General features: G+C 65.7%; 24 protein-coding genes. 12 read left to right on the forward strand and 12 right to left on the reverse strand.

The window, feature by feature from the left end; all coding sequences use genetic code 11:
• Nucleotides 1-18 precede the first annotated feature (18 nt).
• The 5 genes from ACTHQV_RS08850 to ACTHQV_RS08870 form a co-directional block, all read right to left on the reverse strand.
• A complete protein-coding gene (locus ACTHQV_RS08850) occupies nucleotides 19-339 on the reverse strand; it encodes an AtpZ/AtpI family protein (protein ID WP_440489673.1) in 321 nt (106 codons plus the stop codon).
• Nucleotides 340-534: 195 nt separating this feature from the next.
• Nucleotides 535-663 (reverse strand): hypothetical protein, encoded by a 129-nt coding sequence (locus tag ACTHQV_RS08855; protein ID WP_440489674.1) that lies wholly within the window; start codon nucleotides 661-663, stop codon nucleotides 535-537.
• A 162-nt stretch (nucleotides 664-825) separates the two neighbouring features.
• Nucleotides 826-1,209 (reverse strand): YdbL family protein, encoded by a 384-nt coding sequence (locus tag ACTHQV_RS08860; RefSeq protein WP_440489676.1) that lies wholly within the window; start codon nucleotides 1,207-1,209, stop codon nucleotides 826-828.
• 2 nt (nucleotides 1,210-1,211) lie between these two features.
• Complete coding sequence (locus tag ACTHQV_RS08865; RefSeq protein WP_345876623.1) at nucleotides 1,212-1,406, reverse strand: YnbE family lipoprotein; 195 nt, start codon at nucleotides 1,404-1,406, stop codon at nucleotides 1,212-1,214.
• Nucleotides 1,403-4,483 (reverse strand): intermembrane phospholipid transport protein YdbH family protein, encoded by a 3,081-nt coding sequence (locus tag ACTHQV_RS08870; protein ID WP_440489678.1) that lies wholly within the window; start codon nucleotides 4,481-4,483, stop codon nucleotides 1,403-1,405. The genes ACTHQV_RS08865 and ACTHQV_RS08870 overlap by 4 nt, the downstream gene beginning before the upstream one ends.
• 270 nt (nucleotides 4,484-4,753) lie before the next feature.
• Between ACTHQV_RS08870 and ACTHQV_RS08875 the strand changes: the two genes are divergently transcribed.
• Nucleotides 4,754-4,960 (forward strand): ParD-like family protein, encoded by a 207-nt coding sequence (locus ACTHQV_RS08875; RefSeq protein ID WP_440489679.1) that lies wholly within the window; start codon nucleotides 4,754-4,756, stop codon nucleotides 4,958-4,960.
• 1 nt (nucleotide 4,961) lies between these two features.
• Nucleotides 4,962-5,723, forward strand: a complete 762-nt coding sequence (gene map / locus ACTHQV_RS08880; RefSeq protein ID WP_440489680.1) for a type I methionyl aminopeptidase — start codon at nucleotides 4,962-4,964, stop codon at nucleotides 5,721-5,723.
• A gap of 92 nt (nucleotides 5,724-5,815) precedes the next feature.
• On the opposite strand, the gene ACTHQV_RS08885 is transcribed toward map, so the two are convergent.
• Both ACTHQV_RS08885 and ACTHQV_RS08890 read right to left on the reverse strand, forming a co-directional pair.
• Nucleotides 5,816-6,139, reverse strand: coding sequence for a hypothetical protein (locus ACTHQV_RS08885; RefSeq protein WP_440489681.1), 324 nt, complete (start codon nucleotides 6,137-6,139; stop codon nucleotides 5,816-5,818).
• The gene (locus ACTHQV_RS08890; protein WP_440489682.1) at nucleotides 6,139-6,813 is read right to left on the reverse strand and encodes an acyloxyacyl hydrolase; all 675 of its coding nucleotides are present in this window, start codon (nucleotides 6,811-6,813) and stop codon (nucleotides 6,139-6,141) included. Before ACTHQV_RS08890 ends, ACTHQV_RS08885 begins: the two co-directional genes overlap by 1 nt.
• Nucleotides 6,814-6,903: 90 nt before the next feature.
• Here ACTHQV_RS08890 and ACTHQV_RS08895 point away from each other — a divergent pair, with 90 nt between their 5' ends.
• From ACTHQV_RS08895 to ACTHQV_RS08910, 4 genes are read left to right on the forward strand one after another with little or no spacing between them, the layout of a single operon-like run.
• A complete protein-coding gene (locus ACTHQV_RS08895; RefSeq protein ID WP_440489684.1) occupies nucleotides 6,904-7,521 on the forward strand; it encodes a hypothetical protein in 618 nt (205 codons plus the stop codon).
• Complete coding sequence (locus ACTHQV_RS08900) at nucleotides 7,521-7,757, forward strand: helix-turn-helix domain-containing protein (RefSeq protein ID WP_440489685.1); 237 nt, start codon at nucleotides 7,521-7,523, stop codon at nucleotides 7,755-7,757. The genes ACTHQV_RS08895 and ACTHQV_RS08900 overlap by 1 nt, the downstream gene beginning before the upstream one ends.
• Before the next feature lie 40 nt (nucleotides 7,758-7,797).
• Nucleotides 7,798-8,484: a RadC family protein gene (gene radC, locus ACTHQV_RS08905; RefSeq protein ID WP_440489686.1), complete on the forward strand. Its 687-nt coding sequence runs from the start codon at nucleotides 7,798-7,800 to the stop codon at nucleotides 8,482-8,484.
• Nucleotides 8,481-9,026 (forward strand): sugar O-acetyltransferase, encoded by a 546-nt coding sequence (locus ACTHQV_RS08910; RefSeq protein WP_440489688.1) that lies wholly within the window; start codon nucleotides 8,481-8,483, stop codon nucleotides 9,024-9,026. The genes radC and ACTHQV_RS08910 overlap by 4 nt, the downstream gene beginning before the upstream one ends.
• 266 nt (nucleotides 9,027-9,292) lie before the next feature.
• Here ACTHQV_RS08910 and ACTHQV_RS08915 read toward each other — a convergent pair whose 3' ends face one another.
• Complete coding sequence (locus ACTHQV_RS08915) at nucleotides 9,293-9,760, reverse strand: EF-hand domain-containing protein (RefSeq protein ID WP_440489690.1); 468 nt, start codon at nucleotides 9,758-9,760, stop codon at nucleotides 9,293-9,295.
• Between the two features lie 211 nt (nucleotides 9,761-9,971).
• On the opposite strand from ACTHQV_RS08915, the gene purB reads away from it, so the two are divergent.
• Complete coding sequence (gene purB, locus ACTHQV_RS08920; RefSeq protein WP_440489691.1) at nucleotides 9,972-11,282, forward strand: adenylosuccinate lyase; 1,311 nt, start codon at nucleotides 9,972-9,974, stop codon at nucleotides 11,280-11,282.
• Nucleotides 11,283-11,378: 96 nt separating this feature from the next.
• On the opposite strand, the gene ACTHQV_RS08925 is transcribed toward purB, so the two are convergent.
• The 3 genes from ACTHQV_RS08925 to dnaK all read right to left on the reverse strand — a co-directional run bounded on the left by ACTHQV_RS08925 (nucleotide 11,379) and on the right by dnaK (nucleotide 15,015).
• Complete coding sequence (locus tag ACTHQV_RS08925; RefSeq protein WP_440489693.1) at nucleotides 11,379-11,867, reverse strand: GNAT family N-acetyltransferase; 489 nt, start codon at nucleotides 11,865-11,867, stop codon at nucleotides 11,379-11,381.
• Nucleotides 11,860-12,984, reverse strand: a complete 1,125-nt coding sequence (dnaJ, locus tag ACTHQV_RS08930) for a molecular chaperone DnaJ (protein WP_440489694.1) — start codon at nucleotides 12,982-12,984, stop codon at nucleotides 11,860-11,862. The genes ACTHQV_RS08925 and dnaJ overlap by 8 nt, the downstream gene beginning before the upstream one ends.
• A gap of 120 nt (nucleotides 12,985-13,104) precedes the next feature.
• On the reverse strand, nucleotides 13,105-15,015 hold the full coding sequence (gene dnaK / locus ACTHQV_RS08935; protein WP_440489695.1) for a molecular chaperone DnaK: 1,911 nt from the start codon (nucleotides 15,013-15,015) through the stop codon (nucleotides 13,105-13,107).
• Nucleotides 15,016-15,169: 154 nt separating this feature from the next.
• Between dnaK and ACTHQV_RS08940 the strand changes: the two genes are divergently transcribed.
• A complete protein-coding gene (locus ACTHQV_RS08940) occupies nucleotides 15,170-15,601 on the forward strand; it encodes a copper chaperone PCu(A)C (RefSeq protein ID WP_440489696.1) in 432 nt (143 codons plus the stop codon).
• Nucleotides 15,598-16,056: a vgr related protein gene (locus ACTHQV_RS08945; RefSeq protein ID WP_440489697.1), complete on the forward strand. Its 459-nt coding sequence runs from the start codon at nucleotides 15,598-15,600 to the stop codon at nucleotides 16,054-16,056. Before ACTHQV_RS08940 ends, ACTHQV_RS08945 begins: the two co-directional genes overlap by 4 nt.
• Nucleotides 16,057-16,059: 3 nt before the next feature.
• Here the strand turns inward: ACTHQV_RS08945 and ACTHQV_RS08950 are convergent, their stop codons facing one another.
• Nucleotides 16,060-16,872 carry an energy transducer TonB gene (locus ACTHQV_RS08950; protein ID WP_440489699.1) on the reverse strand — a complete coding sequence of 271 codons (813 nt, stop codon included), beginning with the start codon at nucleotides 16,870-16,872 and terminating at the stop codon, nucleotides 16,060-16,062.
• A gap of 129 nt (nucleotides 16,873-17,001) precedes the next feature.
• Between ACTHQV_RS08950 and ACTHQV_RS08955 the strand changes: the two genes are divergently transcribed.
• The 3 genes from ACTHQV_RS08955 to uvrA are packed head-to-tail and all read left to right on the forward strand — an operon-like array spanning nucleotide 17,002 to nucleotide 21,133.
• Nucleotides 17,002-17,808: a DUF1206 domain-containing protein gene (locus tag ACTHQV_RS08955; RefSeq protein WP_440489701.1), complete on the forward strand. Its 807-nt coding sequence runs from the start codon at nucleotides 17,002-17,004 to the stop codon at nucleotides 17,806-17,808.
• The gene (locus ACTHQV_RS08960; RefSeq protein WP_440489702.1) at nucleotides 17,805-18,173 is read left to right on the forward strand and encodes a GCN5-related N-acetyltransferase; all 369 of its coding nucleotides are present in this window, start codon (nucleotides 17,805-17,807) and stop codon (nucleotides 18,171-18,173) included. The genes ACTHQV_RS08955 and ACTHQV_RS08960 overlap by 4 nt, the downstream gene beginning before the upstream one ends.
• Nucleotides 18,170-21,133, forward strand: a complete 2,964-nt coding sequence (uvrA, locus tag ACTHQV_RS08965) for an excinuclease ABC subunit UvrA (RefSeq protein ID WP_440489704.1) — start codon at nucleotides 18,170-18,172, stop codon at nucleotides 21,131-21,133. Before ACTHQV_RS08960 ends, uvrA begins: the two co-directional genes overlap by 4 nt.
• The last annotated feature ends 7 nt before the right edge of the window (nucleotides 21,134-21,140 follow it).

The following is a 21,140-nucleotide window of genomic DNA, read 5'->3' on the forward strand; positions in this document are numbered from 1 at the left end:
CCAAGGCGCCCGAAACTTTCAGTCCGGACGCCGGTTCGAAATCCTGATGATATTCCTGAACGCGCTGACGATCCCGAGGGTCAGCAACACGAGCAGGAGCCAAGGCGAGGTGCCGAGCAGATAGTCGAGGGTTCCCCCGATCACCGCCCCCCCGACCATTCCGCCGATCAGTTCGGCCAGCACGCGATTGCCGAGGCGGTAGTTTTTCTCCCCCGCTTCGTCACGCGCCTGACCGGTCCGGATCGCCTCGTCCTGTTTCGCCTGGTTCAGCCGCGCGTCGAGCGAGGTGATCCGGGCGTCTTCGGGCAAGGGGTCTAGTCCGGGCTCGTTCTCCGCCATGCTTCCTCCCTGGACCTGCACAGGCCGGGCCGGAATCCGCCGGATGGCGAGCCCGCCAAGGCAGGCGCGCTTTAGGAAGGTGACGGTTTCGAGTCAACCATAGCGTTCGCGCCGAAACCTTTCGGGACAATGAACGGAGGATGACGGCAGCGCGCCTTCCACCTCTTCGTCGACTTCCATCTCCGCAAATCGCGGCTACACCGGATGCGCGACCGACACGTCGGTCGCAGAGGAGGTGAGGACAACGGACCATGACTCAGCAATGGTCATTATCGGCATCGCTATGCTGATGATGGCTTTCATGACCTTGGTGATCAAAATCATCGAGGTCACTCGCTCCAAGTAGCGACGGGAGGGGGCCGAGCGGACACTCGGTCCCCAAACGAAAAGACCCCGGTTGCGGACACAACCGGGGTCGGAGACGAGTTCAACGAACTTCTGACTCAGCAACCAATATATAACTTATAGATCGCCAATTTTCAACCCTCACACGCAGCGCGGATCGCGCTCCGGGGGGCCATTGCCGCGGGTTTCCCACGCGCCACCCGGCGTCTTGTACTTCTCGCCCGGCTTGGTCTGCGCGATCAGGTTGCAGCCCGATACGAACGCGAACTGCTCTACCGTCGCGCCCGACTGCGCGCCGCGCGTATACGCTGCCTTGCGCTGGATATTGATGTTCGCGACCAGCGCACGAAGCTCGGGCGTCCCCGCGCCCACCACGCCCAGATAGCCATCGGGCTGTTCGCCAACTTGGCCGGCAGCGCGTGCAGCCTGATAGGCGGGGTCGCGCTGTGCCCATGCGGTGCCGGCAATCCCGGCGACCGCGACGATGGCGGCTGCAGCGAGGCCGTATTTCACGAAAGCATGCATGGTCAGAATATCCCCGGATTGTCCTGGATCAGCGTCTTCGCTTCTCCATCAAGACGGTACACCACTTCCTGCGTGATGTTGATGTTCAAGTTGATGACGATCGGCTTGTCGGGTGCGGAGACGTTCACGCACCCGGCCGCCGCGCAGGAAGCGGCGCCGATCGTCAGGGATCGCAGCATCGTCACGGTTCGCGTCATGGCACGGTCTCGCTTTCGGAAGGCTGAATGGTGGTATCGAGCGGTGCCGGTGGCAAGCCCTGTTCGCGGCGGCGCTGTTCGGCCTGGAGCGCGGGCAGGTTGCGTTCGATCAGCCGTTTCGGGTCGTAATAATTCTGCACCGAATCGATCAGTTGGCGGAAGGGCGCCTTGATCCGCACGTTGAAGACGAAGGGCAAGCGCGCCAGTCGGCGGATCAGGAAATTGCTGTACGTCCCCTGCCCCTGGCTGACCCCGGAGAAGCGGATCGCGGTCACCATCTCGCCCGCCAGCGGCCCGTCCATTTCGATCGTCAGTCCGCGATAGTTCATCGACTTCAGCGCCTGGAATGCGAGGTTGCCCCAGAAGCCGACATCCTCCTTCGACACCTCGCCGACATAGGACAGGTTGCCGGCGCCCCGCGATTGCAGCCTGCCCCCTCCGATCCGGCCGCCGCTCGCATCGAAGATCATCGGCAGCACCCCGTCGAACGTCCCCGAGGCATTGAGATTGTCGAACGCGAACTGTTGCAGGAACAGTCCGCCATCGACGCCCTTCACCCGGAAGGTCATGCGCCGTTCCTGGTCCTCGGCGAAATCGAGGATGGTCGGTTCGAGGATCATCTCGCCCCCGCCGAGCGGCCAGCGTCCGCCCTCGATCTGCACGCGCTGCCCCTCGATCAGGCGGTAGCGGACGACGCCGTCGGTGACCGCGATGCCGGGATTGACCTCGGCGATCGTCGCCACCTGTCCCGGCGCGCTGACGAGCCCGAGGAGGTCGGTGAAGCGGATCTCGCCCGATAGGCCGGTGACCGGGCCGAAGGCGGCGGCGAGATCGGTGCCGGCGGTGCGGAAAATGCCGGTGCTGGTGACGCCTTCGGGGCTCCATGCGATATCGCCGCGACCAGACACGCTGCCCTTCACATCGGCAATGACGCCAAAGGTCAGGCGGGTCAGGTCGTTGGGCTGGAACGAATCGCCGAATGTAATGCCGGGGACGTCGAGCACGGCATCGCCACGGCCGGTGGCAAGGTCGTGGACGATGGTCACGTCGCTGACCTTCACGCCCTTGGTCGGGTGTTTCAGCATGCCGGCCGCGCGGATATCGTTGCCGTTCAGCGTCAGGCGGAAATCGTCGCTGCGCAGCGGTTCGAAACGGGGTTCGGTTGCAGCATCGCGGACGCCGACATCGCCGTTCAGCGACAGCACCCCGCCCGCCAGCTTCCAGTCGCCGAACGCGTCGCGAATCAGTAGCGGCACATTGCCGATCTGCCCCTCACCCCGGTCGAAGCGGCCGGTGACGGTGCCGTTCGAAACGCGGCCGGTCAGCGTGCCGATATCGAGAATGCTGACCCGTTCGGGGTTGCCGAGCCGGGCCTTAACGCCATCCAGTGCGAAGCCCATGTCGGCCAGACCGAAGCGCCCGCTAGCCGCCGCGAGCGTCACCGGGGTACTGCCGAGCCGCCCCTGCAACCGCGTCGTACCGATGGCGACGCCACCACCGACCCGACCGTTCGCCACCCGCAGCATGCCGCCATCGTGCGGGCATAGCCGCAAGCGGGTGGCGTCGAGATCGAGCGCCGAAACGCGCAGCCGATCGAAGGCGATGGGTTCGCAATCGGCATTGACCGTCAGCCGCCCACCGCCATCCCAGCGCGCATCGATCGGCAGCGCAAGCCGGTCAACACGACCGTCGCCGAGCGGGCCGCTGAGTTCGGCACGTGTCTCGATTTGGGTCGCGCCGCTGCCGGCGGTGCGGAAACGGATCGGAGCTAGGGCAAGGCGCGCGTCGCCTGCGACGTATGGCTCGACGACGGCGGTGCCGGCGACCGGCGCCCCCGGCCCGGCATGTGACAGACGGATGCTCGCCGCCGGCAGTCCGCCGCCGCCCATCGCCAGCGTGCCGTTCAGCGTCGCGCCCCTGCCCGATACCCAGCGCACCGGCCCGTCGCGCAGCGTCGCGCGGGCACCGTTGGCGGCAACGAAGGCCAGCCGATCGATTCGCGCCCCCAGCGGCCGTGCGGCGACCTCCGCAGACAGGTCGAAGCGGCGGGCGGCCTGCCCGGCGGCGCGCGTGGCGGCTTGCAGCAACGGCGCGACTGGCAGGCCATCGGCAGCACTGCCGGTCGCTTCGATGCGGCGGATCAGGGCGTCGTCGAGCCGGGCGCCGCGTGCGCCGACGCGCCCTTCGAAAGCCGGGACGCCACCGACTTCGTAGCGGCCGGCGATCGACAGCCCTGCCCCGTCGAGTTGCGGCAGGTCGAACCGGCCCGAAGCTAAGTCGAGGGAGCCGTGCGTGCCCCTGCCAGTGCCGGTGAAGCCGATCGTACCCGACAGGGCGGCGACCCGGGTCTGCGGCGCGGCGATGGCTTCGGCGGCGACCTCCGCCTGCCCCTGCCAGCGATCGAAAGCGGGGCCAAGTTTCGCGTCGAGGCGGACGACCGGCGATGCCAGTCGCACATCGCCGCACGCGGCCTGTCGCGCGCGGACCGGGCCGGTCAGCGACGGACCGGTGGTAGCGGTGCGCAGCGAGACGTTGAGCGCCAGCCGGTCGATGCCGCAGCCGTTCAGCGACAGGCGTTCGGATACCGCCGCCAGCTGCCCGACGAACCCGTTGGCGAGGTTGCCGCGCCCGGCGAGCTTGGCCCCGATCAGGCCATAGGGGGTGGTGAGGCGGATGCGGCCGTCATCGACCGCGACGTCGAAATCGGGTAGTGCGAACGGTTTGCCCGAGGGCGGCGGGAGCAGGCGATCGATCTGCCCGAACGAGACGGTGCCATCGGGGCGCAGCGTGGCGCGCAGCCGCGCCTGCCCAACCCGCGCGCCGGTGACCTGCGCGCCGTTCAGGCCGACCTTGGTATCGATCTCCACCCAGTCGGCGATCAGGTCGGGCGCAGCGGGATTGCCGAGCACGACGTCGACGAGCCGCTGCCGGCCGAGGCCGATTTCGGCGACGCGGTAGCGGGCGGTGACGCCGCGGCGTTCGAGTTCGCGGCGGACGATATCGTCGGCGATCGAGCGCCGCTGGGTCCAGAGCAGCGCCGCCAGGGCGAGGACGATCAGGCAGACGACCAACAGCACCCGTACGAAGCGACGCCGCCTGCGACCGGCACGGCGCGGCGACGCTTCGGCCCGTTCCGCCCGATCGTCGTCGTCGCCCAGACCACCTACTCCGCTACTTCGTCCCGTTGGTCGCGGTTCGGCCCGCCGGGGTCAAGCGCGAGAGGCGCGAAACGGTTCCGGCTGCGCAACGGAAGTTGGCGAAGGTTACACGTAGCGAATGGCCCGGATTGACCCACCACTATACGGACCATATATGGTTCGTATTGAACACCAGGAGGAGCAACGGCCATGGGGATCGTGAAGATCGACGACGATTTGCACGCCGAAGTTCGCAGGGCGAGCGCGGTGATGTGCCGGTCGATCAACGCACAGGCCGAATTTTGGATGAAGATCGGCATGTTGGCCGAAGCGAACCCGACGCTACCTTTTACCGAGATCATCCGTGCCGAACTGGCCGCGGTGCAGACCCCGCCCGCCGACGCGATCGCCGCCTGATATGGTCAAGACCCCCGACGAACTGGCGCTGATGCGGATTTCAGGCAGGCTGCTGGCGCGCGTGTTCGAGATGCTCGACGCGACGAACCTGGCCGGCATGTCGACGCTGGCGATCAACGATCTGGTCGAACGCTTCATCACGCACGACCTTGCCGCGCGGCCCGCGAGCAAGGGGCAATATGGCTTCAAGTTCGTGCTGAACTGCTCGATCAATCAGGTCGTGTGCCACGGCGTGCCCGATGCCGACACGATCGTGCGCGACGGCGACATCATCAACCTCGACATCACGTTGGAAAAGAACGGATTCATCGCCGATTCGAGCAAGACCTATCTGGTCGGCGAGGTCGCGCCGGCAGCGCGGCGGCTGGTCAAGGTCGCGCAGGAGGCGATGTGGCAGGGCATTGCCCAAGTGAAGCCCGGCGCGCATCTGGGCGATATCGGCTTCGCGATCGAACGCCATGCCAAGAAGCACGGCTATTCGGTGGTCCGCGAATATTGCGGTCACGGCATCGGCCGCGAAATGCACGAGGCGCCCGAGGTCATGAACTTCGGCAAGCCGGGCAAGGGCGTGCGGCTGCGCGAGGGCATGACCTTCACCATCGAACCGATGGTCAATCAGGGCACGCGGCGCGTGGAGACCGAGGAGGATGGCTGGACCGTCGTGACCGGCGACGGGAAGCTGTCGGCGCAGTTCGAGCATACGGTCGCGGTGACGGCGGACGGGGTCGAGGTGCTGACGCTGCGGCGGGACGAGGTGGCGTAGGCGTGGATCCGGTCGGCGTTGGTCGCCCTCACCCTTCCGCGGCTGCGCCGCTCCCTCCCTCTCCCGCCGGGAGAGGGAAAGGACGCCGATGGTCAGCGCGTCTGGATCGCCGCCTTGCGCCGTTCCCGCCAAGCTTTCACTTCCAGTTCGAGCGGGGGGCGCATGCATGCCTCCAACTCCTCTGGAGTCCGCGCCGTGGGTAGGCAGGCGAGATATGTCTGGCAGATGCCCGTATCGAGTTGCGGATCAGCGGTAGACCCCTTCAACACACAACGCTTGGCGCCTGTCCGGCGATCGCGTTTGGCCGTTACCCGTATCTTGCGGAGTCGTTCGCCGATCACCACGATATCGTCATCGGGTGATGGCGTTGGCGACGCGGTCTGCGCCAGCATCAGGGCGGCGAGAAAGGCGAGCATCACCGCCCCAGCCTGCGCACGAGGCGGATGCCGATATTGTCGATCCCCGGATTGGTGTCGGAAAAGATCTGGCGGTGGCTGTAATGTTCCCATGCCAGCTCGACCGCCCAGCGCCGGTCGACGCGCACGCCGATCGATGCATTGGGATTGAACAGGATTTTCGACCCGAACGACGTGCGCCGACGATAAATGTCGTAGCGACGCCATGCCTCTTCGTCGGAAATGCCCGGCTGGAACGGGTCGGGCGTGAAGCGGTAGCCGTCGATCGCCGTCACGCCGATCCCGACCTGTCCATAGATCCGGCCGCGTAGGATATGCTGCCGCCATTCGGCACCGGCGCTGAAGAAGCTGGTGCGCCCGCCGGTATTGATCTGCGCCTTGGCCGTCAGGCGCGGCTTGAGCAGGATACGCAGCGGCGCGGTGCGATAGACGATCTGCACGTCTACCGTGCCGTCCTCCTCCGACCCTTCATAGAACTCGCCCGGCGGCAGGTCGGGCAAGTCGAAGATCAACTTCTCGCCTAGCGGGTGGAAGTTGGTGCCGTGATGCAGCACCCCCACCGCAACCTCCGCCGCTTCGCGGGGGACGGCCGCTTCCGGTCGCTCCTGCGCCATCGCTGTCGTGGAGACGAGCGCCAACACGGCGCCCAGGACGCCCTTTTGCAACCGAATCATCCGAACCCCTTCCCGCAAACGGCAGTCGCTTCGCCGTTGCCGATGTCGTATCATCGACAATAGTTGCTGTAAAACAGAAAGAGCTTGCTGTTGGACAAGTACCAGCTTTCGCCGCGAAAGGCGCGGCTCTGTCGGATCGCGGGGGCGGTGTTTCTGTTTCTCGCGATCTGCAACGTGGCGGAGGCATTCGTTATCAGCCTGTGGCCGGCGCCCGTGTTCGACTGCAAAACCGGATGCCGCTGGCGTAGTGACCCCGCCGGAATGTTGGATAATGACGAAAGGCTGAAGGTTGCCGCATCGCCGGAAGCGGAACGACGGCTTTCGGCGCACGTCTCGCGCCCGATCGTACGGGCCGGACTGCTCGGTGTCGTCCTGATCGGTTCCGCGCCGTTCGCCCTGTTACTGCTGGGCGTCGGCGCAGCACTGCGTCACCTGGGTCGTCGCAGCCGCAACCCGTTGGGTCGCGCGCTACCATGGCTTCGGCGAGCGTCGCTGGCGGCGATCGTCTGGGCCATCGCACAGCCCGTATCGGCCAGCTTGCGGGCCAGCCTGTTGTCACTGGGCACGCCGTCCGGCGGATACTGGTACATCACGGTCGATTTTGCCGATATCGGCATTGGACTGATGCTGGCGATGGCCGCTTACGCAACCATCTGGGCATTGGAGGCGGGCATCCGCGCCGAGCGCGAACTGGCCGATTTCGTCTGATGCCGGTCGTCGTCAATCTCGACGTGATGCTGGCGCGGCGGAAGATACGCTCGAAGGAACTGGCCGAGGCGATCGGCATCACCGAATCGAACCTGTCGCTGCTGAAATCGGGCAAGGTGAAGGGGGTGCGCTTCGCGACGCTGGCGGCGATCTGCCACTATCTCGACTGCACGCCGGGCGACATTCTCGATTACACCCCGTCGGAGGACGATCGGCGTGGGGCGAGCGAGGATTGAGCCCCTCGCCCCATCGCACCCGATAGGGTAGGCAGTCGCGATGACCGCCCCGCCCGACACCGACGGCACCGGCCACCGTGCGCGCCTGCGGGGGCGGTTGCTGGAACATGGTGGGGAGGCGCTGCTCGATCATGAGCTGATCGAATATCTGCTGACGCTCGCCATTCCGCGGCGCGATACCAAGCCGCTGGCCAAGACGCTGCTGCATGAATTCGGCGGGATCGGCGGGTTGCTGTCGGCCGATCCGGCGGCGCTCGGCAAGGTCGGCGGCATGGGCGATACCGCGGTCGCCGCGATCCGCATCGCGCAGTGCGCGGCGACGCGGATGTTGCAGGCGCAGGTTCTGGTGCGGCCGGTGCTGTCGAACTGGCAGGCGCTGCTCGATTACCTCCATGCCGACATGGCGCATCAGGCGGTCGAGCGGATCCGGGTGCTGCATCTCAACACCCGCAATTTGTTGATCCGCGACGAACTGGTGGCGGAGGGGACGCTCGACGAAGCGCCGCTCTATACGCGCGAGGTGATCCACCGCGCGCTCGACCTGGGATCGGCGGCGCTGATCCTGGTCCACAACCATCCGAGCGGCGACCATAGCCCCAGCCGAGCCGATATCGACCTGACGCGACAGATCGCCGCCGCGGGCAAGCCGCTGGGGATCACCGTCCACGACCACCTCATCATCGGCGCGAAGGGACATACGAGCCTGCGCGCACAGGGAATGCTATGACATCGAACAAGCAGAAGATGATCGCCGGCGAATTGTATGACGCGGGCGATCCCGAACTGGTCGCCGATGTCATGGCGGCGGCGCGGTGGATGGACCGGTATAATGCGCGGATCGCGGCCGACCGCGGCGAGCAGCTGGCGTTGTTGCGCGAGGGGCTGGGCGCGGTCGGCGACGGGGTTGTCATCCGTCCGCCCTTCCATGTCGATTACGGCTATAACATCACCATCGGCGAGGGCGTGTTCCTGAACTATGGCTGCGTCATCCTCGACGTGTGCGCGGTGACGATCGGGGCGAAGACGCAGATCGGGCCGGGCGTGCAGATCCTGACCGCCGACCATCCGCGCGATCCGACGGTGCGGGCGCAGATGCTGGAATTCGGGCGGCCGATCGTGATCGGGGCGAATGTGTGGATCGGCGGTGGGGCGTTGCTGCTGCCGGGGGTTACGATCGGCGACGATGCGATCATCGGCGCCGGGTCGGTGGTGACCCGCGATGTACCGGCGGGCGCTACGGTGGTGGGGAATCCGGCTCGGGTCCGGTAGTCTGGGTTTAGAAGAAGAAGTGGGTTCACGCGGAGGCGCGAAGCGGTTGCGCTCGGGGGGACGTCATCCGCGTCAACGGCCTTTATTCCGGTTGCAACGGGCAGAATGGTCTCCCGGTCGCGGTCAGCCTGCCCGGTGCGCGATCCCTTCGCGCCTCCGCGTGAACCAACTTCTTCGTTTGATGCGATCTCGGTCGGGCGCGGTCGGAACAAAAAACGACCGCCGGGATCGCTCCCGGCGGTCGTATCGATATCAGCGTTCAGCGATTAGGCGCTTTGGCTGAGGAAGCTGGTCAGCTCGGCCTTCGAAACCGCCTTGGACTTGTCCTTGTCGGCCTGCGCGAACGCTTGCTTCACCCACTTCTTGACCTCGGGCTTCTCGGCGGTCACGCCGGGTTCGCTCGCCGAGCGCAGCGCGACCATCCATTCGCCGAACTGCTGCTCGCTCAACTGCCCCTTCCCGTCCTTGTCGTATTTCGGGAATTCGGCCTCGACGATCTGTGCGATCTGCGTGCCGCTGGCGGGCTGGCCTGCTTCGGCGGTGGTCTGTGCGGTCTGCGTCGACGGATCGGCCGGGGCCGCCTGTGTCGCGGTCGCCGCCGGATCAGTCGCAGTCGTCGCCGGTTCGGCGGGTACCGTCTGCGCGGTCGGGGCAGTGGTCTGCGCCGGTGCAGCGTCCTGCGCAAATGCCGGGGTCGACATCAGAACGGCACTGGCGAGAAGAATACGCTTCATCATCGAATTTCTCCTTTCGGATTGCTTCGGTCTTTCATCCAGCCTGTCCAAACAACGTTCGAACGACTGTGCGATGACACAAACTATCTAGGTCGTTTCAGGTTCGATTGAACCCCCTTTCGCATCTCGTCTATCGCAGGACAGGCTCGATTCGTCCGCGACTTGTTGCTAGGGCGCGGCCAACCGTTCGCCCGTTTTGAAAGGCTCGCCCATGATTCCGCGCTATTCCCGCCCCGAAATGACCGCCCTGTGGGAGCCGCAGTCGCGATTCCGCATCTGGTTCGAGATCGAGGCGCATGCGACCGACGCACTGGCCGAGCTCGGCGTGGTGCCAAAGGAAGCCGCCGAGAAGATCTGGGCGATGAACGACGCCGATTTCGACGTCGCGCGGATCGACGCGATCGAGGCGGAGACGAAGCATGACGTCATCGCGTTCCTGACGCATGTATCGGAGCGGACCGGGCCGGAAGCGCGGTTCCTGCATCAGGGGATGACCAGTTCGGACGTGCTCGACACCTGTCTGGCGGTGCAGCTGGCGCGCGCGTCGGACATATTGCTCGCCGATCTCGACAAGCTGCTGGCGGTGATCGAGCGGCGCGCACGCGAACACAAGCTGACCCCAACGATCGGCCGCAGCCACGGCATCCATGCCGAGCCGGTGACGTTCGGGCTGAAGCTGGCGCAGGCCTATGCCGAGTTCGATCGCTGCCGCACCCGGCTGAAGAATGCGCGGGCGGAAGTGGCGACCTGTGCGATTTCGGGCGCGGTGGGGACGTTCGCGAACATCGACCCGCGGGTCGAGGAACATGTCGCCGAGAAGATGGGGCTGACCGTCGAGCCGGTGTCGACGCAGGTCATTCCGCGCGACCGTCACGCCATGTACTTCGCGACGCTGGGCGTGATCGCCGGGTCGATCGAGCGGCTGGCGACCGAAATCCGCCATCTGCAGCGCACCGAAGTGCTGGAGGCCGAGGAATATTTCTCGCCGGGGCAGAAGGGGTCGTCGGCGATGCCGCACAAGCGCAACCCGGTGCTGACCGAGAATCTGACCGGCCTCGCCCGCATGGTCCGCGGTTACGTGACCCCGGCGCTGGAGAATGTCGCCTTGTGGCATGAGCGCGACATCTCGCATTCGTCGGTCGAGCGGTACATCGGCCCTGACGCGACAATCACGCTCGACTTCGCGCTCGCCCGCCTGACCGGCGTGATCGACAAGCTGGTCGTCTATCCGGCGCGGATGGAGAAGAATCTCAACAAGATGGGCGGGCTGGTCCATTCGCAGCGCGTGCTGCTGGCGCTGACCCAGGCGGGGGTGAGCCGCGAGGATTCATACCGTTACGTGCAGCGCAACGCGATGAAAGTGTGGGAATCGGACGGCGCATTGTCGCTGCTCGAACTGCTCAAGGCCGATCCGGACGTCGCCGCCGCGCTGTCGGCGGAGGAGATCGAGAGCCGTTTCGACCTCGGCTATCACTACAAGCATGTCGACACGATCTTCGCGCGGGTGTTCGGACAGGCGTGATTGAAGCGCGCCCCGCCGGGCATCGGGTCCGGCGGGGGCGGTTGTGGTCTCCCGCCGGGCGAGGGAAAAGGCGCCGACGGGTGTGGGGGACCGTTCTCAATCGGTCGCGACCGGGCGCTCCATATAGACCGCATCTGCGCCGAACCCGTCGGCACCGCCGTTCGTGGCCACGAAACCCTGTCGCGACCAGTAAGCATCGGCCCCGCCGACTGCGATCAGGGCGAGGGTAACGACGTTGTGGCGGGCGGCGATGCCCGACAGGATCGGGAGCAGGCGTTCGACCGCTTTCGTGCCGCGCGCGGGTGGGGCGACCACCACGTCGTGGAGGTACCAGCAGTCGGGGTTCGCCGGGAGGCTGCCGAGAAGCTTGTGCATCGCCGGAGGCGCACGCCGCCGCCACGGATGGCTGATGCAGTGGCCGAGGATCGTGTCGGCTTCGTCGACCAGCATCCAGCAACCTGCCGGAGCAAGCGCGATGCGTTCGGCGTAGAGCTCGGCCGCCTCGCCATAGTCGCCCAGTTCGGCGCGGGCGAGTGCGGCGATGGCGGTGGCGTCGCTCGCCACCGCCGGACGCCAATCAGCCACCGAGTGCGGTCTTCAGGCGGCTGAAGAAACCGCTCGATTCGGGGCATTCGTCGCCGGTCTCGGTCTCGCGGAATGCTTCGAGCAATTCCTTCTGCCGGGCCGAGAGGCGGGTCGGGGTCTCGACCTCAATATGGATGACCATGTCGCCATGGCCGCGCCCCTGCAACACCGGCATGCCCGCACCGCGCTGGCGCAGTTCCTTGCCCGACTGGATACCCGCCGGGATGCGGATGTTGTGCTTCTGTCCGTCGAGACCGGGAATCTCGATCATCCCGCCCAGCGCCGCCGTCGTGAAGCTGATCGGCGCGCGCGCGTGGAGCGCGGTCCCTTCGCGTTCGAACAGCGGATGGCGTTTGACGTGAAGAAAGATGTAGAGGTCACCAGCCGGCGCGCCACGTGCCCCCGCCTCGCCCTCGCCCGACAGCCGGATGCGGGTGCCTTCGTCGACGCCGGGCGGCACGTTGACCTCGAGCGTCTTGGTCTGTTCGACCCGGCCTTCGCCGTGGCAAACGGGGCAAGGATCGGCGATCACCTGTCCGGCGCCGTGGCAGGTCGGGCAGGCGCGTTCGACGACGAAGAACCCCTGTTGCGCGCGGACCTTGCCGTGGCCGGCGCAGGTCTGGCACGTCCGCGCCTTGGTCCCCGGCGACGCGCCGCTGCCGCCGCACGGGGCGCAGCTGGTCGAGACGTCGACGGTGATCTGCGTGCTCTTGCCGTGAAACGCCTCTTCGAGCGTGACTTCCATGTCGTAGCGCAGGTCGGCGCCGCGACGTGGGCCGGCGCGACCACCCTGGCGGCCACCGCCCATGAATTCGCCGAACACGCTTTCGAAGATGTCGGAGAAACCGTTGAAATCCTGCGCACCACCGCCGGCGCCGCCCGCACCCTGGCGGAAGGCGGCATGGCCATAGCGGTCGTACGCCGCGCGCTTCTGCGGATCCTTCAGGCAGTCATAGGCTTCGTTGATCGCCTTGAACTTCGCCTCGGAATCCTTGCAGCCGGCATTCTTGTCCGGGTGATATTTGATCGCGAGCTTGCGATACGCGGACTTGATCGTCTGTGCGTCCGCGGTGCGCTCGCATTGGAGCAGTTCGTAGAAATCGACTTCGGTGGTCATTAAAAAGCCCTCTCCCCCAAGGGGGAGAGGGTTTGGGAGAGGGGCTGTCCGCAACGAACCGCCCGACACACCCCCTCTCCCCGGCCCTCTCCCCCAAGGGGGAGAGGGAGGGGCGTTGGTTTACGCCTTGCGGCTGTCGTCGACTTCCGAGAATTCGGCGTCGACGACGTCGTCGTCGGCCTTCTTCTCCTGCGCGGTGTCGGCAGCGGGCGAGGCTTCGGCCTGCTGCTGCTGTTCGTAGATCGCCTGGCCCAGCTTCATCGCGACCTGTGCCAGCGCCTGGCTCTTTTCGGTCATGCGATCGCTGTCGCCGCTTTCGACCGCCGCCTTCGTCTCGGCAACGGCGGCTTCGATCTCGGACTTGAGCGAGGCGTCGACCTTGTCGCCATTGTCAGCCAGCTGGCGCTCGGTCGTGTGGATCAGCGATTCTGCATTGTTCTTGGCTTCGGCCGAAGCGCGACGCTTCTTGTCCTCTTCCGCGAACTGTTCGGCGTCACGGACCATCTGGTCGATGTCGCTGTCCGACAGACCGCCCGATGCCTGGATGCGGATCTGCTGTTCCTTGCCGGTGCCCTTGTCCTTGGCCGACACGTTGACGATGCCGTTGGCGTCGATGTCGAACGTGACCTCGATCTGCGGCACGCCGCGCGGCGCAGGCGGGATGCCGACCAGATCGAACTGGCCCAGCATCTTGTTGTCCGCAGCCATTTCGCGCTCGCCCTGGAACACGCGGATCGTCACCGCACCCTGATTGTCGTCGGCGGTCGAATAGACCTGCGACTTCTTGGTCGGGATGGTGGTGTTGCGATCGATCATGCGGGTCATGATGCCGCCCAGCGTCTCGATACCCAGCGACAGCGGGGTCACGTCGAGCAGCAGCACGTCCTTCACGTCGCCCTGCAGCACGCCGGCCTGGATCGCGGCACCGATCGCCACGACTTCGTCGGGGTTCACGCCGGTGTGCGGTTCCTTGCCGAAGAACTGCTTCACGACTTCGCGGACGCGCGGCATACGGGTCATGCCGCCGACCAGCACGACCTCATCGATCGCGCTCGCCTGTACGCCAGCATCGGCCAGCGCCTTCTTGCAGGGTTCGAGCGTGCGCTTCACCAGATCTTCGACCAACCGTTCGAGGTCGGCACGGCTGATCGACTTGACGAGGTGCTTCGGACCGGTCGCATCCGCCGTGATGAACGGCAGGTTGACTTCGGTGGTCTGCGCCGAGCTAAGCTCGATCTTCGCCTTTTCGGCGGCCTCCTTGAGGCGCTGGAGCGCCAGCTTGTCCTTGGTAAGGTCGATGCCCTCGACCTTCTTGAACTCGTCCGCGAGGAACTGCACGATCTTCGCGTCGAAGTCTTCGCCGCCGAGGAAAGTGTCGCCGTTGGTCGCCTTCACCTCGAACACGCCGTCGCCGATCTCGAGGACCGAGATGTCGAACGTGCCGCCGCCAAGGTCATAGACCGCGATGGTCTTGTTATTGTCCTTGTCGAGGCCGTAGGCGAGCGCCGCCGCGGTCGGTTCGTTGATGATGCGCAGCACTTCGAGACCGGCGATCTTGCCGGCGTCCTTGGTCGCTTGACGCTGGGCATCGTTGAAGTATGCGGGGACGGTGATGACCGCCTGGGTGACCGTCTCACCCAGATAGGATTCCGCGGTTTCCTTCATCTTCTGCAGGATGAAGGCGCTGATCTGCGACGGCGAATATTCCTCGCCGCCCGCCTTCACCCACGCGTCGCCGTTGGGCCCGCGTGCGATGGTGTAGGGAACCAGTTCGGTATCCTTCTTGGTGACCGGATCGTCGAAGCGGCGGCCGATCAGGCGCTTCACCGCGAAGATCGTGTTGTCGCCGTTGGTCACTGCCTGACGCTTTGCCGGCTGGCCGATCAGACGCTCGCCATCCTTGGCGAAGGCGACGATCGACGGCGTGGTCCGCGCGCCTTCGGCGTTCTCGATGACCTTGGGGCTGCCGCCCTCCATCACCGCGACGCAGCTGTTCGTCGTGCCCAGATCGATACCGATAACTTTAGCCATGGTCCCTCATTGGCCCCCGGGTTGAAATAATGCGTGGCCCGACCGGCACGGGGAGGTGCCAAGCGGGTCGTTCCGGAGGCGGATATAGGCAGGGTTCGGCTTGCCGCAAGATTATGTGCGGCATAGGGAACCGTATCGGGCGAGGAGCGTGGGCGTGAAGACACGGTGGGCGGCGTTGATGGCGGCGGTGGCTTTGGCCGGATGCCAGCAGGGGCCAAGCGTCGAGGATGCGTGGGTGCGCCTGCCCGCGGTGCCGGGACGGCCGGCGGCGGGCTATGCGATCGTTCATGGCGGGTCGGGCGGAAAAGACGTGCTGACCAGGGTCGCCAGCCCGGCGGTCGAACGCATCGAACTGCATGAAAGCATGGCAAGCCATGGCGGGATGATGGCAATGCGCCCGCTCGACAGCGTTAGGGTCAAGGGGACCGTCGGGTTCGGCCCGGGTGGCAAGCACCTGATGTTGTTCGGCCTGTCGAGCGAACTGCGCGCGGGCGGCATGATTCCGTTGACCTTCGCCTTCGGTGACGGGTCAAAGGTGACGGTCGACGCAAAACTGGTCGGCGCAGGCGATCCGGCGCCGCGATGAAACGCCCCCTCACCCCTGCCGAAGTCGAGCTTGCCCGGACGATGTTCGGCGACACGATCGAGTATGACCGGGCGCGGGTGGCGAATGCGAAATGGGCGTTCTTCCAGCCGAAACAGGTCGCGATGGCGCCGACCGGCTGCATCCATTTTCACCCACGCGGCACGCTGTACCGCGATGACTTCGCGAGCGCCGGGCGCGATCTGGCCGCGCTGTTCCTGCACGAGATGATGCATATCCATCAGACGCAGCATCGCGGGCGATACTGGCTGCCGCTGATGCGGCATCCGCTGTGCACCTATCGCTACGACATCGTACCGGGAAAGCCGTTCGAGGCGTACGGCATCGAACAGCAGGCGGAGATCGTCCGCCATGCCTTTCTCTTGCGGCAGGGCGTGGCGGTGAAGGATAAGCCGCCGCTCGGGGTGTACGAGGCGTTGTTGCCGTTCGGGCGGTGACAGCTATCCGCGCGGTAGCTGCCACATCACGCGACGTGTGGAATAGGATTCCACCGGCTTGCCCGCAGCATCGAGTGCCGGGCGAAGGTAGCGGCCACGGCGAAGAATGGCGCCGCAAGCGGCCTTGTCGAGATCGTTCGATCCAGATGATTCAATTACTTTGCAATCGGTTACGCGAGCGTTGGCAGCGATAGTCCAAGCAATCACCACTGCGCCCTGCTCATGCTTCGACAGCGAGGATGCCGGATAGTCGTCCTGATTAATCCATTCGGCCGGACGTTCGCCTTCCGCGCGAGTCACCACCGCGGCAACTTTTGCCGGATCATATCCGAACTGTTCCATCAGATCGACTTCACATTTTTTAAGTGCCGGAAGCAGCGCCTTACTCATCGCCAGCGCGACGGAGACGACCGGCCCGTTCTTCGGACGCACGGTAAAGGTCGGCGCATCGACCAGCCCTTCGAATTCAGCACGGCTGATGTAAAAGGTCAGTACCGCCTTATCGCCTTCCGGAAAATAGACTCGGGTTCCGGTCTGCTTCTTATCAAAGGTACGTCCGGGCGCCTCCAACGTCAGATCGAACCACCCCTCCTTGCCGAGTTGCGCACGGCTACCGAGGATTACCGACTGCATGAATTCGCCGAACGGCGTGGGCTTGAATGCGATGACGACCGGATGCGCGGGATCACCATAGCCGCGAGCGACGACGCACATTTTTTCGGCATATTCGACCGTCCAACGGCTGGCCGGGGCCAATGGCGGCGGTGTCGCGCTTGACGGCCCGAACAACAGCGCAGCCGACAGCAACAGTCGCATCGTAATCTCCCCCATTTCCCAGCCAGAAGCTGACAGCGCCCTCGCCAAACCGCAAGCGTCGGTGCGTTCGGAACCGCAGCCCTCCGCAAATGGTTGGCTGCGCGAAACGATTCGAAAGGCTTGCGTGCGATGACCACCCGCTATGGCGCCACGCTCCTTGCCCGGCTGGGTTTTGCGGCGCGCGGGGTCGTCTATTGCCTGGTCGGATGGTTCGCGGTCGATGCGGCGCTGCGCGGGGGCAAGGTCGGCGACAATCAGGGGGCGATCGCCAGTCTGGCCGATGAGCCGTTCGGCGAATGGATCCTGGCGGCGATGGCGGCAGGCCTTGCCGGCTATGCGCTGTGGCGGCTGGCCGAGGCGATCACCGATCCCGAGGCGCAGGGCACGACCGCGAAGGGCGCGTTCAAGCGCGCCGGCCATGCCGTCAGCGGCATCGCCCATGTCATCCTCGCCTGGACCGCAGCGAAACTGGCGGTCCATGCCCGCCAAGCCGGCGGGCGGGTCGGTGGCGAGGAAAGCACGCGCGACTGGACCGCATGGCTGCTCGACCAGCCGATGGGGCGGATGTTGGTGGCGCTGGTGGCGGCAGGGCTGATCGGCGCGGCGGCGCAACAGGCGAAAAAGGCATGGGATGGCAGCTTCGCCCGCGAGCTTGGGCGTGACACGCCGGTGCCCGACCATGTCTGCACCATCGGTCGCGTGGGATATGGCGCACGCGCGCTGGTGTTCGCGCTGATCGCGCTATTTTTCGTCAGCGCGGCTTGGGCGGCCGATGCCGATGAGGTCGGCGGCATGGCGCATGCGCTGGCGGTGTTGCAGAACCAGACGGGCGGACGGTGGTTGCTGACCGCAACCGGACTGGGCTTCGTCGCGTTCGGCATCTACAGCTTCGTCGAGGCGCGCTGGCGGCGCATCTCGGTCGACCTGCCGGCATGAGCCGCGACACGGTACAGGCGCGCTGGCTCGACCTGACGCGGCGCGAGTTGCCGGGGCTGGCGGTCGCGCGCGGCTGGCCGGTACGCGCCGACCATTGTTTCCAGCGCATCCTGCTCGACAATGCGTTCGGCGGGGTGTGGTACGATCATGTCGCCGGGCGTCCGGCCTATGTCCATGCCGATCCGGCGGCGCTGGTGCGTGCGGTCGCGCTGGGCGAAGCGGCGATCGCGGGAACGGTCGACCTGGGCGAGTTGAACCGCCGCTCGCTTAACTGGCGCGGCAAGACCCCCTCGAAACCACGGGCGGCCACCCCCATGTCACCCGCTGGTAAATCCATAAGAACGAAGATAGAACGGACCGCATGAGCCTGACCCATATCTCCGTCCGCGGCGCGCGGGAGCATAACCTCAAGGGTGTCGATATCGACATCCCGCGCGATACGCTGACGGTCATCACCGGCCTGTCGGGCTCGGGCAAGTCCTCCCTCGCCTTCGATACCATCTATGCCGAGGGGCAGCGGCGCTATGTCGAGTCGCTGTCGGCCTATGCGCGGCAGTTCCTCGAGCTGATGCAGAAGCCCAATGTCGAGCATATCGAGGGGCTGTCGCCGGCGATCTCGATCGAGCAGAAGACGACCAGCCGCAACCCGCGATCGACCGTCGCAACGGTCACCGAGATATACGACTATATGCGCCTGCTCTGGGCGCGGGTCGGCGTGCCCTATTCCCCTGCCACCGGCCTGCCGATCAGCGCGCAGACGGTCAGCCAGATGGTCGATAGGGTGTTGGCGTTGCCCGAGGGAACGCGGTTGCTGCTGCTCGCGCCGGTCGTGCGCGGGCGCAAGGGCGAGTTTCGCAAGGAACTGGCCGAATGGCAGAAGGCCGGGTTCCAGCGGGTGCGGGTGAACGGCGAAGTTCATCTGATCGAGGATGCGCCCGCGCTCGACAAGAAATTCAAGCATGATGTCGAGATCGTCGTCGACCGGCTGGTGGTGAATGCCGATGCGGCAACGCGATTGGCGGAGAGTTTCGAGACGGCGTTGAAGCTGGCCGATGGCCTCGCCTATGTCGATCTGGTCGATACGACGGTGGCGCAGGCGCAGTCGGGCAACCCGCCGATCCCGAGCGAACAGGGTGACCGCGCAACCGAGGCCGCGCCGCAGACCGGCAAGCTGAAGGGCGCCGGCATTCCCGACAACCGCATCGTCTTCTCCGAAAAATTCGCCTGTCCGGTCAGCGGCTTCACGATCAGCGAGATCGAACCGCGGCTGTTCAGCTTCAACGCACCGCAGGGGGCGTGCCCGGCGTGCGACGGCCTTGGCGAGCGGCTGGAGTTCGACGAGGACCTGATCGTCCCCAATCACGAACTGTCGATCAAGAAGGGCGCGGTGGTGCCGTGGGCGAAGTCGAACCCGCCCTCCCCCTATTACATGCAAGTGCTGGGATCGCTGTCGAAGGCGTACGGCTTCTCGCTCGATGCGGCGTGGAAGGACCTGCCCGAGGAAGCGCAGCGGGTGATCCTGCACGGTACCGCCGGCAAGCCGGTGACGCTGACCTTCATCGACGGCAAGAAGTCGTACGACGTCAAGAAGCCGTTCGAGGGTGTGCTCGGCAATCTCAACCGGCGGATGCTGTCGACCGAAAGCGCGTGGATGCGCGAGGAATTGGCGAAATATCAGGCGTCGCAGCCGTGCGAGACCTGCCACGGTGCTCGCTTGAAGCCCGAGGCGCTGGCGGTGAAGGTCGCGATGCAGGACATCGCCCATGCCACCCGCTTGTCGGTGGTCGACGCCCTAGCCTTCTTCCAGTCGCTGCCCGAGCATTTCAATGACCAGCAAAAGGCGATCGCCCAGTCGATCCTGAAGGAGATCGTCGAGCGGCTGGGATTCCTGAACAATGTCGGGCTCGACTACCTGAACCTCGACCGGACCAGCGGCACGTTGTCGGGCGGTGAGAGTCAGCGTATCCGGCTGGCGTCGCAGATCGGCAGCGGCTTGTCGGGGGTGCTGTACGTGCTCGACGAACCGTCGATCGGGCTGCACCAACGCGACAACGACATGCTGTTGGCGACGCTGCGCCGCCTGCGCGACCTCGGCAACACGGTGCTGGTCGTCGAGCATGACGAGGATGCGATCCGCACCGCCGACTATGTCATCGACATGGGTCCGGGTGCGGGTGTCCATGGCGGCGAGGTCGTTGCCAAGGGGACGCTCAAGCAGATCTTGAAGTCGAAGGGGTCGATCACCGCCGACTATCTGAACGGCACGCGCATGGTGCCGCTGCCCGAGAAGCGGCGCAAGGGCAATGGCAAGAAGTTGACGGTGCACAATGCCACCGCCAACAACCTGACCGGCGTTACCGCGTCGCTGCCGCTCGGTACCTTTACCTGCATCACCGGTGTGTCGGGGTCGGGCAAGTCGAGCTTCACCATCGACACGCTCTATGCCGCCGCCGCGCGGACGCTGAACGGCGCGCGGATCGTGCAGGGCAAGCATGACAAGATTACGGGCTTGCAGCATCTCGACAAGGTGATCGACATTGACCAGTCGCCGATCGGCCGTACCCCGCGGTCGAACCCGGCGACCTATACCGGTGCCTTCACGCAGATTCGCGACTGGTTCGCCGGGCTGCCCGAGGCGCAGGCGCGCGGCTACAAGCCCGGCCGGTTCAGCTTCAATGTGAAGGGCGGCCGGTGCGAGGCGTGCCAGGGCGATGGCGTGCTGAAGATCGAGATGCACTTCCTGCCCGACGTCTATGTGACGTGCGATGTGTGCCACGGCGCGCGCTATAATCGCGAGACGCTGGAGGTGAAGTTCAAGGGGATGAGCATCGCCGACGTGCTCGACATGACCGTCGAGGACGCGGTCGAGTTCTTCAAGGCGGTTCCGCCGATCCGCGACAAGATGGCGATGCTGGCGGAGGTCGGCCTGGGGTATGTGAAGGTCGGGCAGCAGGCGACGACGCTGTCGGGCGGCGAGGCGCAACGCGTGAAGCTGGCCAAGGAACTGGCGCGGCGCGCGACCGGCAACACGCTGTACATCCTCGACGAACCGACGACGGGGCTGCATTTCGAGGACGTGCGCAAGCTGCTCGAAGTGCTGCACCAGCTGGTCGAGCAGGGCAATACGGTGGTGGTGATCGAGCATAATCTCGACGTCATCAAGACCGCCGACTGGATTTTGGACATGGGGCCGGAAGGCGGCGTCAAGGGCGGCCGCGTGGTCGCGGAAGGCACGCCCGAAAAGGTCGCGGCGGTCGAGGGCAGCTTTACGGGGAAATATCTCCGGCCCTTGCTCGATCCGGCGCGGGCGCAGGCGGCGGAGTAAGGGCAGC

Source organism: Sphingomonas sp. SAFR-052 (assembly GCF_051965015.1).
In the GTDB taxonomy this organism is placed as follows: Bacteria; Pseudomonadota; Alphaproteobacteria; order Sphingomonadales; family Sphingomonadaceae; genus Sphingomonas.